This window comes from Nonomuraea cypriaca (assembly GCF_015645445.1).
Classification (GTDB): Bacteria; Actinomycetota; Actinomycetes; order Streptosporangiales; family Streptosporangiaceae; genus Nonomuraea; species Nonomuraea cypriaca.
On record NZ_JADOGI010000139.1, the window covers coordinates 1 to 13,101 of the forward strand.

Genomic DNA, 13,101 nt, shown 5'->3' on the forward strand with positions numbered 1-13,101 from the left:
ATACGGTCCTCCACCTCGCGCAGGATCCGCCCGATCTCCTCCCGCCCCGATACGGCGACCGGCGTGTCACCCGTCGAGTCCATCGCGATGACCTCGCCCTTCCACAACGACGGGATGTCCTCCCTGCGCGGGTGCGCCTGTAACACCCCGCCCTTGTACGCGGCGATGAGCTGCTCGGCCCGCGCGTGCACGGCCTCCACCTCGTGGTCGCGCTCGATCAGCGCGCTCTCCCACTCCTGCGTGAGGTGCTCGATGCGGGCCCTGGCGCGCTGCAGGTTGGCGTTCGTCTCCTCGACCACGGCCCGCCGCCGCGCCTCCACCCGCCGAGCCCTGGCCTCAGCGATCGAGATGAACGGATCCTGAGCACCGGGACCGGGTTCGGCGGGTGGAGGCGCATGGCCGTTCACGTGTTCGGGATGCTCCGGGCGGGCGTCGCTCCTGCCCAACTCCCGCAGGATCACCTCGCGCGCCCCGAGAGCCCGCTCAAGCAGTGCGGTACGCCTGGCCGCCAACCGCCGATCGACCTCGGTGATCTGCTCACGGGCCAGTGCCCGGACCTCGGTCACGAACGCGGGCTGGAACTCCGGATCCGTGAACTCGCCCAGAGGATGCCGCCGGGCGTCCCGCATCCCCCGCCGACGCGCTTCCTCTCGCTCGGCCAGCGGATCGCCCCGCTTGAACAGCCGCGACAAGAACGCCATCCGCGTCTCCAGGCTCCAGCCGGACCGGCCCCCGCACGGGGGTTCCCTGAAATCCCAGACTAATCGGCCCATTTCCGAGATGGCGGCCGTTACCACACCCCACCCACCGTCTTCCAGGACTCCCATCAGCAGGCATCACCCTGGTGGAGGATCCTCAGCAAGGCATGTGGCTCCACCGGCAATGCCCGACACCGACCCTGACCGTGACCGGATGCAAGCAGCGGCCGAGGCCGGAACCCTGCAGACCACGAGCATGGATGAGATCCTTCGCCGACGGCAGGAGCGCGCCGCCGAGTGAAAGTGGCGGCGATGTCAGGCATGGGAACCACCTGGCAGGCCCACGTTGCGCCGTGACGGCGGTCAGCCGGTGAAGGGTCAGAGGACGTCTTCTGGAGGGCCATCAGCCCCGTGCGGCGGTTGGCGGTTCGTCGGCCTGCCGTACAGGATGGGCTTCAAAACCGAGAAGCGCCGCACATGAGCAGGGCGCTCCGGACTACGGCGCTCCGGACTACGGCGCTCGGGCGCCGCGCAAAGGCACGGCGCTCCGGGCTACGGCGCTCGGGCGCCGCGCAAAGGCACGGCGCTCCGGGCTACGGCGCTCGGGCGCCGCGCAAAGGCACGGCGCTCCGGGCTACGGCGCCCGGGCGCCGCGCAAAGGCACGGCGCCCGGGAAACTACGGTGCATGTATCGGCTGCGCAAAGTCGCGCCCGAACCTAAAGAAGAATCAGCCCTTCTCCGCCTCGCCGGTGGCTTGTTCCATGGCTTCCTCGGGGGAGGCTTCGAGGTCCTGTTCGGCGTCGGCGCCCGCCTGGGCGGAGGCCTTGTCGAGGCGGACCCAGCTGGTCACGCTCTCCACCGCGAACAGCACGAAGAGGTACGCCGTCAGCAGCGCCAGCACCGGCGTCAGCACGCCGAACGCGGCCCCCGCGCCGATGATCAGCAGTCGCAGCTCCCAGCCGAGCCCCGCGTGGAACACCCAGGCGGGCGGCCAGATGCTCTGCCGGGTGCGGTAAACGGTGTCGTAGGTGTGGTAGCCCACGACGTAGACCAGGACGAACAGCAACCACTTCGGCACGTCGGCCGTGAGGCCGATGGCGATCATGGAGAGGAACTCGGCGCCGCGCAGCAGCGGCGGCGTCAGCCAGTCGAAGCGGCCCAGGTGGTCGCGGGGCGCCGTGGGGAGCACGAGAAGGAGCATGATCGCCACCGGCACCAGCAGCATCGGGCCGGGTTGCAGCAGCCCGGCGACGATGACGGCGGTGATGGCGAGCAGAGCGGCGAGCGTGGCGGGCACGGGCGGCAGGCCCCGGCCCAGCTTGCCGGCCAGGGCGTGGACGAGCGGGCCGTCGTCGCGATAGGCGAGCAGGCGGGCGGTCTGGATGCGGCGGCGTTCCTCGTCGGGGTCCGGCGTGGGGGTGGCCATGGCCTGCGGTTGAGTGATCATACGAGTGACCTCATGAGGCGTCCGGTGAGGGTGTAGACGGCGGCGACGGAGCCCCAGATCACCAGCGTGAGGAAGGTGATCCGGGCGTCGAAGAAGGCGGCGGTGATCGCGATGGCCGCGAACCGCTCGCCGATGGGGAACACGATCATCTTGCGCGCCCAGTGGACGGCGCGGAACCTGCCGGCCTTCGTCCACATCTTGAGCACGCCCCGCACTCCCTGGCTGCGCTCCACCTTGCGGCGGACGAGCAACTGGCGCAACTCGCGGTCGTCGGGCGCGTCGAGAGGCACTGTGGGGAGCTTGGCGGGCGGCTTGCGGCGGTTGGAGATGCCGAAGGAGAAGTCGAGCAGGTGGCGTACGGACTGGAGCCCGAGCGCGGCCAGCGCCAGGATCCAGATGTCTTCGCTGTTGCCGGAGACCACCCAGCCGATGGCCAGGCCGGCGAAGACGACGTATTCCTTGAACCGGTCGAACGTGGCGTCCAGCCAGGCCCCGAGCACGCCGAACTTACGGGCGTAGCGGGCCACCTGCCCGTCGACGCAGTCGAAGACGAACGCGAAGTAGATCAGCACCCCGCCCAGCACCATCCACGGCCGGTCACCGGTGGCGAAGCAGGCGGCGGCGGCCACGCCCAGCGCGATCGAGATCAGCGTCACCTGGTTGGGCGTCAGCCCCCGCCGGGCCGCCCAGCGGGCGATGAAGCGGGAGTAGGTGGAGACGAAGTAGGTGGTGAAGAAGCCGTCGGCGCCCTTGACGGCGTAGTTGAGCCGAGAGCGGTCCTCGTCCATGCCGGCCATCTCGGGGCCCGCCTCGTTGACCTCTTCCTGGGTCGTGACCCGGCGGTAGAACAGGTCGCGCCGGCCTCGGAGGCCGACCGACACGCCGTTGCGCACCAGGCCGAACACGATGAGCTGCACCAGATCGTCGTCGTCGCCGAACAGGTCGGCCATGGCGGCCAGCTCACGACAGGTCTCCGCCAGCACGGGCGCGTTGCGTGCGCTGATGTGCAGCGGGCCGAGCAGCACCGCGTTGGGCCTGGTCACGCCGTGGTGCGCGGTGCCCACCGACACGATGCGGGACGACTTGCCGATGCGGGCGCGTACCGGTAGTCCCTCGACGCGGCCCCGCCCGATCTCGGGCTCGGCCTCGTCGATGGGTACGCGTTCCTCCTGGGCCGGCTCCGGCTCCTCATGTTCGGTGTCGTCCTGATCTTCCTCGCTCACCCCCACCCGCGGCTCTTTCGCGACGAGCGCCAGCGCACCGCGCTTGGTCTTGGTGATCTGGTAGATCAACTCGTCGTGGACGACGGAGTTCTCGGGGATGATGAAAAGGCTCTCCGTTGCGGACTCTGCGACATCGGCCAAGGCGCGTAGAGCGGCGGCCACGTCGCCGGACTCGATCGTGGCGGGCCGCGGATCCATAGAAGTGACCTGGCTGCGCAGCCGCTCGGTCACGGTTGGGCTGCCGGGCAGCGCGGCCAGCCTCAGGCCGGTGGGAGAGGTGTCGGGGCCGGGCGGGGGGCCCAGCAGGACCACGCGGGTCATGACTCCCTTTCGAGGCGGTAGAGGGGGGTTGAACAACGGGCAAAGCGGGACTGGCGTCAAAGTCTAGTGAGGCTTACGCAAAGTCGCGTCACTCGAGCATGCCCGTAACAGTGAGCCCGCCGGTATTGAGCGTGGCCGTAAGATGTCCGAGTGAGTCTCTACCGTGACGAAGGCGTAGTTCTGCGTACGCAGAAGCTCGGTGAGGCCGATCGCATCATCACCGTCCTGGCCAGGCGCACCGGCAAGGTCAGGGCGGTCGCCAAGGGCGTGCGCCGCACCACGTCGCGATTCGGGGCAAGGCTGGAGCCTTTTACCCATGTTGACCTGCAGTTTCACGTGGGCCGCTCGCTCGACGTCGTCACCCAGGCGGAGACCATCCGGCCCTACGGCGAGGCGCTGGCCGGCGACTATCCCCGTTACACCGCGGGCAGCGCGATGCTGGAGACGGCCGACCGGCTGACGCACGGGGAGAAGGAGCCGGCGCTGCGGCAGTTCCTGCTGCTGGTGGGCGGCCTGCGCACGCTCGCCGACCGGGGTCACGAGGCCAGGCTGGTGCTGGACGCGTACTTCCTGCGCTCGCTGGCGGTGGCCGGCTACGCGCCCGCGCTGGAGGCGTGCGCCAAGTGCCAGGCGCCGGCGATCAGGGCGTTCGCCATCGTCGCAGGTGGCGTGGTGTGCGGCGGGTGCAAGCCTGCGGGGTCCGTCGTGCCCGCGGGGGAGACGATCGGGCTCATGACGGCGCTGCTGCGCGGCGACTGGGCCGCCGCCGACGCCTCGGAGTCGCGCCACCGCAACGAGTGCAGCGGGCTCGTCGCCGCCTATCTGCAGTGGCACCTCGAACACGGCATACGCTCTCTTCGACACGTGGAAAGGGAGCCAGTGTGAACGTACGACCGCCGACCCCGCATCCGTCCGGGGTGACGCCGCCGCCGATCCCGCGCGATCTCCTGCCGAGGCACGTGGCCATCGTCATGGACGGCAACGGCCGCTGGGCCAAGTCGCGCGGGCTGCCGCGCACCGAGGGCCACAAGGCGGGCGAGTCCTCGCTGTTCGACGTCATCGAGGGCGCTCTGGAGCTGGGCATCCCCTACCTGAGCGCGTACGCGTTCTCCACGGAGAACTGGAAGCGCTCGCCCGACGAGGTGCGCTTCCTCATGGGCTTCAACCGCGACGTGATCCGGCGGCGGCGCGACGAGCTCAACGCCATGGGCGTGCGGGTGCGCTGGGCGGGCAGGCCGGGCCGGCTGTGGAAGAGCGTCATCTCCGAGCTGCAGGAGGCCGAGGAGATGACCGTGCGCAACCGCGAGCTGACGTTGCAGTTCTGCGTCAATTACGGCGGGCAGGCCGAGATCGTGGACGCCGCGGTCAGGCTGGCCGAGGACATCGCGGCCGGGCGGGTCAAGCCGTCCAGGGTCAACGAGAAGGTGTTCGCCCGCTACCTCGACGAGCCGGAGATCCCCGAGGTCGACCTGTTCCTGCGCTCGTCGGGGGAGCAGCGCTTCTCCAACTTCCTGCTGTGGCAGTCGGCGTACGCCGAGATGGTGTTCCTCGACCGGCTGTGGCCCGACTTCGACCGCAGGGACCTCTGGGAGGCGTGCGAGACGTACGCCAAGCGCGACCGCCGCTACGGCGGGGCGATCCCCAACCAGGTCTGACCGCCGGCGCCTCAGCGGACGGCGCCGCCAGGCCAGAAGACCGTGATCGGCATGCCGCGCGCGCGGGCCGCCGCCACCACGTCGGCCGTGCCGCCGTATCCGCGCGCCGGCAGGCCGTCCCAGACCGCCCACAGCGTGTCGGCGTGGTCGAGCATGAACTCGGAGGCGGTCTGGTACGACCGCGGCGTGGCGTCGTCGGAGTCGAGCTCGTGGACCCGGTTCGCGAGCCGATACAGGTCGTCGTAGTCGGGCCAGTGCTCCGGCGGCAGCGCCTGCCGATACTTCCTGGCCGGTATGACGGCTTCGAGCAGCCCGTCCGCGTCGAGCACGGCCCTGGCCCCGATCGTGTCGGCGCCCTCCGCGAGACACGACAGACCCACCACGGGCTCGTCGAGCCGGGTGAGAGCGGCCCGGAAGGCGGCGTCCACACTCCGCGCGACGGCGGGCGGGAGGCCCCGGTGGCCGGAAATGGCGATGCGGCGGGTCATGAAACGATTGTGATCCCCACGCGCCCCCGCGGGAAGCCGGGCGCCGTGATGATCACCGGGAAGCCGGGGCGCCGGGGCGGTCAGGCGGGCGTGGCCTGGTGGGCGCCGATGTTCGGGCGGGCGTCCCTGGGGATCGGGGCGCCGTGGATGTCGCGGCCGCCGTCGTCGTGGACGGTGAGGCCCGCCCCGAGGGCCGGGGAGCCGGCGGCGAGCCGGAAGCCGGGGACGTTCCCGGGATCGGCGAATTCCGGGTCCGCGACCACGGGGTTGGCGTGGTGGGGCGGCACGGCGACGTGGTGGTAGAGGTTGTGGTCGTAGACGCCCGTCGTGTCGTTGATCGTCGAGCCTTCCTGCCTGCCGACGAAGATGTTGTTCGTGAACTCGATGGGCGTGTGGTCGCCGCGGCTGCCGATGATCACGTCGGCGGTCGGGCTGTAGATGACGTTGTTGTAGAACTTCACGTTCGCGATTCCGTTGTCGCAGCCGTTGGCGACAACGGGGATCGAGAAGTCGCCGAGCAGCACGTCCTTGTCGTTCCTGCTGATGTTGTACCGGACGGTCGCCCCGTCGGTGTGTGAGCCGGTGATCGCGCAGAACAGGATGAACGGGCCGTCGTTGTCGTGGCTGTAGTTGTACTGGTAGACGAGGTCGCGGTTGCCCGCGTCGACGCTGAGCGCGAACGACGGCGGTGTGGCGGAACCGCCCGAGATCTCGTTGTCCTGCACGACGGGACGGATCGAGTTGGAGGCCAGGATCCCCGCGCGGGACTCCGACGTACGCAGGCCGAACCCGTCGACCGTGTTGCGCTCGGTCAGGGAGTCGACGCCGTTCTGCACCAGGATCCCGTCCCCACCGAGGTCGCCGAGGTCGTTGCCGAAGATCCGCACCTTGGTGATGGGGACGAAGGTGTTGGTGCCGGCAGGGAAGAGGTCGTGGCGGTTCCATTGCGACAGCGTCCCGATGCCGATGTTGTCGACGCCGTACACGGTGTTGTGCGAGACCTGGATCCCGTCGAATCCGGTGGCCACCGCGGAGCCGGCGGCCTTGAAGACGATGCCGCCGCCGTTCTCGAGATCGGCCTTCAGCGCGTCGTAGCTCACCACGTCGTGGACCGCCACGTCGTCGACCACGTAGTGCCGGCCGATGCCGTAGTCCTCCAGCAGCACGTAGATGCCGGCGCGCGGCGTCTCGTCCCTGGGCCCGGGGTTGGAGACGTCCAGGTCGCGGATCTCCCAGCCCTGGACGTTGTGCAGGAACACGGTGGCGCGGGCCCCGCCGCCGACGATGGCCGGGCGGGCTCCGGTGCCGTAGGCGCCGATGACGATGGGGTCGCCCGGCGTGCCCGACCCCTGCGGCTTCAGCACGCCGTGGCAGGTCGTCCCACGGCGGAAGAGGATCGAGTCGCCGGGTTCGAAGACGACCGTGTTGACGTGCTCCAGGGTCCGCCACGCCGTACGCGAGGACAGGCCGGCGGCGGAATCGTCCCCAGAACCGGGATCGACGTAGTAGCGCACGCCGGTCGAGACGGTGGCGCCGGACGCGAGAGGCAGGCTCTGCACCATGAAGCTCACTCCAGAAAAGATGACCACCCCCTCGCTGGGAGGGGGCGGTCATGGGAATCGTCAGTTGACGCAGGACCCCTGGTGGACGCCGATGTTCGGCCGCGTGGCCGGCACCGGGTTTCCGTAGAGGTCATGGCCGCCGTTGTCGGGGATGGCGATTCCGGCGCCGATGGCCGGCGAGCCGCACCGCAGCCGGTAACCGAGGGCGCTGAGCACGCCGTACGAGCTGCCCGCGCTGACGAACTTCGGGTCCCCGAGCACGGGGTTGGCGTGGTGCGACGGGACGACGACGTTGTGGTAGAGGTTGTGGTCGTAGACGCCTACCGCGTCGTGGATCTCCGAGCCGCCCGGCTTGCCGTAGAAGATGTTGTTGGCGAACTCGATCGGGGTGTGGTCGCCGCGGCTGCCGACGATCACGTCGGCCGTCGGGCTGTAGATGACGTTGTTGTAGAACTTCACGTTCGTGATCCCGTTGTCGCAGCCGTTGGCCACGACGGGGACCTCGAAGTCGCCGAGGAGCAGGTCCTGGTCGTTCTGGCTGACGTTGTACCTGATCGTCGCGTTCTCCGCGTACGACCCGACGAACGCGCAGAACAGGATGAACGGGCCGTCGTTGTCGTGGCTGTAGTTGTACTGGTAGACGAGGTCGCGGTTGCCGGCGTCGACGCTGAGCGCGAACGACGGCGGGGTGTCGGAGCCGCCCGAGATCTCGTTGTACTGCGCGACCGAGCCGTCCGAGTTGAACGAGACGATCGCGGCGTGCGAGGCGCTGGCCCGCAGACCGAATCCTTCGACCGTGTTGTACTCCATCACGGAGTCGATGCCGTTCATGACCAGGATGCCGTCGCCGCCCATGTCGGTGAGCTTGTTCCAGGAGACGTTCACCCTCGGGATCCCCACGAAGGAGTTCGTGCCGGCCGGATACAGATCACGCTTGGACCACTGGGAGACCACGCCGATCCCGGTGTTGTCCACGCCCGAGATCGTGTTACGCGTGATCGTGATCCCGTCGAAGCCGGTGGGCACCTCCGAGCCGGCGGCCTTGAAGATGACGCCGCCGCTGTTCTCGAGCTCGGGCTGCAGGCAGTCGCAGCCGGGCACGTCGTGGATCTTCACGTTCTTGACCGTGTAGCCCTTGCCGGTGCCGAAGTTCTCCAGCAGGACGTAGATGCCGGCGCGCGCGTTGCCGTCCCTGGTGGCCGGGTTGGAGATGTCCAGGTCCCGGATCTCCCAGCCCTGCACGTTGTACAGGAACACGGTGGCGCGGGCCCCGCCGCCGTTGATGGCGGGGAGGGCGCCGCTGCCGTACGCGCCGATGACGATGGGGTCGCGCGTCGTGCCGGAGCCCTGCGGCTTCAGCACACCCTCGCAGGTGGTCCCACGGCGAAAGAGAATCGAGTCGCCCGGCTTGAAGACGACCGAGTTGACGCGCTCCAGGCTCCGCCACGCCGTCTGCGGGGAGAGGCCCTTGGCCGAGTCCTTACCGGAATCGCAGTCGACGTAATACGTGGTACCGGTCGTTGTCGCCGCCGCCTGTCCCGGGGCGACGGCCGCCACGAACGCGCTCATGACGACGACGAGTAAGACAATGTGGAAAGCGCGACCACGGCTCCTCCGCATGAGTTCCGACGTGTATTCCATGTGCTTTGCTCCCAAGAGGGTGATGACATCGGGGACGTTGAGTTTGTTGCGACCGGCTCGACGGTTGCTCGACGAGGGCTAGACGGCCCACTCCTGCCGCTGCCAGGCGGCCTCCGCGAAGGCCCATTCGTAACGGGCGCCCACCAGGAACCGGTCGACGAGCCGGCTCCGGTCGGCGGCCGAGCACTGCGCGCCCATCTCGTCGACCATGGCGAGGAAGGCGTTCACGTACCCCTCGTAGTCCCCACCCGGTGGATACTGCTCGACCCACGAGGCGTACCGGGATCGGGGGTCGCAGCGTTTTTGCAGGTCGTTGGAGACGAAGAGATGAAACCAGGTCATCGGCAGCAGGCTGACGATGCCGGTGGCGAACGAGACCGTGGACCCGGCGAGCATGAAGGACGCGTAGGCGTGGACCACCGGGCGGGCCACCGTGCCATCAGGGCCGGCCGGGGACTGTCCGGCGGCCAGGCCGGACAGTCCCGCGGCCAGCTTCGGCAGCGAGCCGAACGTGGCGGTCGCCGCGGAGCAGAGCAGCTCGCCGTGCTCGTCCCGCTCGGCGATCCCCGCGCACCTGGCCAGCGCCCGCGCATAGGCGGGAACGACGTGGCGGGCGTCCTGCTCGGCGAAATACCACAGCGACGACGGCGGCAGTGTGCCCTCACGCAGCCCCGTCCAGAACGGGTGCTCCATGACCTTCGCCACCAGAGGTTCCGCGATCGCGGACAGCTCCGCCCGCAGGGTCATCAGCTCGCCGCCGCCGCCACGCCGATGCCGCCGGCGACCTGGCCGAGCACCTCGGTGAGCACCTGCTCGGCGTCGGCCACGCCGTCGCTCCGCCAGGCCACGAAGGCGTCCGGCCGGACCAGTACGGCGCCGCCGGGCGTGAGGCCGATCGCGGTGGCCCAGTCGTCGTCCACCGGAACGTAGTCCCCGCCCGCGCCCAGCCGTACGGCCCGCAGCGGCACGTCCGTACGCTCGGCCAGCCGGGCCGCGGCCTCGTGCCAGGCGTCGCCGTCCGGGCCGGTGAGCAGCACGAACGAGTCCCAGAACAGGTCGATGGTGGACAGCCGCTCGCCGTCCCGCTCCAGCCAGACGTGCGGCGCGCGGGTGCCAGGCTCGCCGACCAGCTCCAGGGGAGCGGTCAGCACCGGCTTCTGCAGCTCGCTCACCACCGCCTGGGAGCGGTAGCGGTAGCCGAGCGTGATGATGATGTCGTCGACCATCTGCGCGCGGACCTCGTCGGAGGCGTACCCGTGCCTGATGCGGTTTCTGACCATCGCCTGCTCGGCCATGGCGGCGCCCACGGCGTGGCGCTCGTCGTGGTAGGTGTCGAGCAGGTCGGGGCCCGCCCACCCGTGCATGGTGGCCGCCAGCTTCCAGGCCAGGTTGTGCGCGTCGTGGATCCCCGTGTTCGCACCGAACCCGCCGGCGGGCGGATGCACGTGGGCGGCGTCACCGGCCAGGAACACCCGTCCGACCCGGAAGTGCTCCGCCACGAGCTGCGCGCCCTCCCAGGGCACCTTCGCCAGGATCTCGACGTTCATGTCCGGCTTGCCCGACGCGGTGCGGACGATCTCGATGCAGCGCTCGTCGGTGAAGTCGGCCGGGGACTCGCCCTTCTCCGGGAAGTAGACCGGGGCGGCCAGCCACGGATCGCGGCCGTGCAGCCGCGACAGCCCGGTCATGGTTCCGCCGGCGGTGGCGTAACACAGGATGAACGGCCGGTCGGCCAGGATCTCCTCCAGCTCCGGCGCGCGGAAGTAGATGCTGAGCGCGTTGAACACGGTGCCGCGACCCGATCGGGTGACGCCCAGCGCCTTGCGGACCGAGCTGCTCGCGCCGTCCGCCCCCACCAGGTAGTCCGCGCGGATCGTCTTGACCACCCCGGTGGCCACGTCCTCCAGCTGCGCGGTCACACCGTCGCCGTCCTGCTCGATCGAGCGCAGACGGGTGGCGAAGCGCACGTCACCGCCGAACTCGCGAGCCTTCTCCGCCAGCACCACCTCGTAACGGTCCTGGCCGCACCCCATCACCCGCTCGGGGCTGATGGTGACGCCGTCCAGCGACGGAGCCTCCAGGACCTCGGCGTCGGCGATCTCGGAGAAGGTGTTGACCCGCAGGATCCCGCCCTCGAAGAACGGGTGCGAGTCACCGATCTCCAGCGCGCGGATCTCCTTGCCCAGACCCGCCGCCCGGAAGAGCTCCATGGTACGGGCCTGCAGGCCCGGCGCCCTGGGCAGCATGGAGGTCTCGCCGCGCTTCTCCACGACCAGCGTCCTGATGCCGTGCCGGCCCAGGAAGACCGCAGTGGACAGACCGACGGGGCCGGCGCCCACGATCAGCACCGGCACGCTCTCGTCATGCATCAGATCCCTCCGTCAACATTGATCGTCTCGCCGTTCACGAACCGCGACAGGTCACTGGCCAGGAATCCGACGACGCCGGCCACATCCTCGACTTCTCCGAGCCGGCCGAGGGGGATCATCTTCTGGTACCGCTCCAGCACGGGAGGCGGCGTCGGCTCCTCGGTCTGGATCGGCCCGGGCGCGACCACGTTCACGCGGATCCCGCGCGGCCCGAGCTCCTTGGCGAGGGACCGGGTGAGCCCGACCAGGCCGGCCTTGGTGGCCGTGTAGTGGGCGCGCAGCGGGATCCCGACGGTGGCCACCCTGGACCCGACGAAGACGATCGACCCGCCCTCGGAGAGCAGCGGCAGCGCCCGCTGGGTGACCAGGTACGGCCCGCCCAGGTTGTTGTTCACGACGCGCTGCCACTCCTCGAACGGCAGCTCGGCGAACGGCACGTGGCTGATGACGCCCGCGTTGTGCACCACCGCGTCGAGGGATCCGTACGAGGCGCGGCAGCGCTCGATGAGGTCGTCGACGTCCGCCGGGTCGCTCACGTCCGCCCGGACCAGGTGGTGGTCGCCACCCGTCTCCTTGAGTTCGCGGGCCAGGCTCGTGACGGCCTCGCCCTCCGTGCGATAGCACGTCACCACGTCGGCTCCCGCGCGGGCGAGGCCGAGCACGATGCCCCGCCCTATGCCCCGCGAACCGCCGGTCACGAGGATCTTCTTTGCGGTCAGCTTGAGCTCCATCGTTCCAGTGCTCCTGATGTCTAGAGGAGGATGGCCGCGGCCACCAGGTTGGCGACCAGCGCGGCCAGCGAGAGCAGCACTCGCGCGGTGTTCCAGGTCTTCCAGCGGACCCGTGGATCGCGGTCCGCCCAGTCGTGCGGCTGGCTGGCCGGGTCCAGCGCGGTCACGTACTTGTTGATCGGCACATTCTTCGCCAGGGAGATCGTCATGAGGACGGCGAGGAACGCGGCGCCCAGCCAGAACAGGGCCGCCACGTCCGTACGCCCGCCGGCGCCCGTCACCGCGAGCGCGACGTCCAGCCCGAACGCCAGCGCGTTCGCGATGGGCAGGAAGGGGTCATAGCGCGGCCAAAGAAACTTGATCAGATTCACGTACCCCGCGTACGGCAACTGGAGGGCGAAAGCCGCCAGCCCGATCGCGTTGCCGAGCATGACGCCGGCCGCGATCCCATTCGCGAGCAGCGCCAGCGCGAGGAGCGCCCCGGTCATTCCGCGCCCTGAAGGGCTACCGCGGCCTTCTCCACCAGTCCCTTGATCCGCTCCATCTGGATCGCGGTGTTGTGGTTCAGGTGCGCGGTCATCCCGTCGTCGTCGGCCGGGGCCTGCGGCTTCATGTGGAAGTCCTGCACCCAGCGCATCCGTACGCCCTCCGGGACCTCGCGGTACTCCCAGAAGATGTTCATGTACTCGAACGGGCCGGTCTCGATCCGGTGGGCGCGCACCTCACGCGTCACCGGGTCGGGGGTGCGCTCGGAGACCCAGCTCCACACCCTGCCTTCCTCGTCGGGGTGCATGGTGAGGCGGAAGGTGATCTTGTCGCCGTCGTGCCCCAGGATCTCCGCCGCGGCGTACTCGCTGAACAGCTGCGGCCACGAGGCGACATCGTTGGTCATCTCCCAGACCAGGCTCATGGGGGCCTGGATGACGACGGCGTTGTCCGTGTGTCCTGCCATGGTGTCGCTCTCT

At 69.6% G+C, this 13,101-nt stretch carries 13 protein-coding genes; 2 read left to right on the forward strand and 11 right to left on the reverse strand.

The features are described from left to right. From ITP53_RS35355 to ITP53_RS59610, 3 genes are all read right to left on the reverse strand, one after another. Positions 1-701, reverse strand: a 701-nt coding sequence (locus ITP53_RS35355; protein WP_207756862.1) for a hypothetical protein, incomplete at its 3' end; no start/stop codon positions are given. A gap of 725 nt (positions 702-1,426) precedes the next feature. Further along, entirely contained in the window at positions 1,427-2,146 is a 720-nt protein-coding gene (locus tag ITP53_RS59605; RefSeq protein WP_195899808.1) for a DUF5941 domain-containing protein, read from the reverse strand. Further along, the gene (locus ITP53_RS59610) at positions 2,143-3,690 is read right to left on the reverse strand and encodes a CDP-alcohol phosphatidyltransferase family protein (protein WP_195899809.1); all 1,548 of its coding nucleotides are present in this window, start codon (positions 3,688-3,690) and stop codon (positions 2,143-2,145) included. Before ITP53_RS59610 ends, ITP53_RS59605 begins: the two co-directional genes overlap by 4 nt. 150 nt (positions 3,691-3,840) lie before the next feature. On the opposite strand from ITP53_RS59610, the gene recO reads away from it, so the two are divergent. Together recO and ITP53_RS35375 are read left to right on the forward strand one after the other, a co-directional pair. Continuing rightward, positions 3,841-4,575: a DNA repair protein RecO gene (gene recO, locus ITP53_RS35370; protein ID WP_195899810.1), complete on the forward strand. Its 735-nt coding sequence runs from the start codon at positions 3,841-3,843 to the stop codon at positions 4,573-4,575. Next, a complete protein-coding gene (locus ITP53_RS35375) occupies positions 4,572-5,345 on the forward strand; it encodes an isoprenyl transferase (protein ID WP_195899811.1) in 774 nt (257 codons plus the stop codon). The genes recO and ITP53_RS35375 overlap by 4 nt, the downstream gene beginning before the upstream one ends. 11 nt (positions 5,346-5,356) lie before the next feature. On the opposite strand, the gene ITP53_RS35380 is transcribed toward ITP53_RS35375, so the two are convergent. From ITP53_RS35380 to ITP53_RS35415, 8 genes are all read right to left on the reverse strand, one after another. Further along, entirely contained in the window at positions 5,357-5,833 is a 477-nt protein-coding gene (locus tag ITP53_RS35380) for a hypothetical protein (protein WP_195899812.1), read from the reverse strand. Positions 5,834-5,913: 80 nt separating this feature from the next. Continuing rightward, a complete protein-coding gene (locus tag ITP53_RS35385) occupies positions 5,914-7,404 on the reverse strand; it encodes a right-handed parallel beta-helix repeat-containing protein (protein WP_195899813.1) in 1,491 nt (496 codons plus the stop codon). Between the two features lie 51 nt (positions 7,405-7,455). Beyond that, positions 7,456-8,964 carry a right-handed parallel beta-helix repeat-containing protein gene (locus ITP53_RS35390; RefSeq protein ID WP_195899814.1) on the reverse strand — a complete coding sequence of 503 codons (1,509 nt, stop codon included), beginning with the start codon at positions 8,962-8,964 and terminating at the stop codon, positions 7,456-7,458. Positions 8,965-9,114: 150 nt separating this feature from the next. Beyond that, entirely contained in the window at positions 9,115-9,783 is a 669-nt protein-coding gene (locus tag ITP53_RS35395; RefSeq protein WP_195899815.1) for a TenA family protein, read from the reverse strand. Then, positions 9,783-11,405, reverse strand: coding sequence for an FAD-dependent monooxygenase (locus ITP53_RS35400; RefSeq protein ID WP_195899816.1), 1,623 nt, complete (start codon positions 11,403-11,405; stop codon positions 9,783-9,785). Before ITP53_RS35400 ends, ITP53_RS35395 begins: the two co-directional genes overlap by 1 nt. Continuing rightward, on the reverse strand, positions 11,405-12,136 hold the full coding sequence (locus tag ITP53_RS35405) for an SDR family NAD(P)-dependent oxidoreductase (RefSeq protein WP_195899817.1): 732 nt from the start codon (positions 12,134-12,136) through the stop codon (positions 11,405-11,407). The genes ITP53_RS35400 and ITP53_RS35405 overlap by 1 nt, the downstream gene beginning before the upstream one ends. A 20-nt stretch (positions 12,137-12,156) precedes the next feature. Further along, positions 12,157-12,624, reverse strand: coding sequence for an anthrone oxygenase family protein (locus ITP53_RS35410; RefSeq protein ID WP_195899818.1), 468 nt, complete (start codon positions 12,622-12,624; stop codon positions 12,157-12,159). After that, positions 12,621-13,088, reverse strand: a complete 468-nt coding sequence (locus ITP53_RS35415) for an SRPBCC family protein (protein ID WP_195899819.1) — start codon at positions 13,086-13,088, stop codon at positions 12,621-12,623. Before ITP53_RS35415 ends, ITP53_RS35410 begins: the two co-directional genes overlap by 4 nt. Between the last annotated feature and the right edge of the window lie 13 nt (positions 13,089-13,101).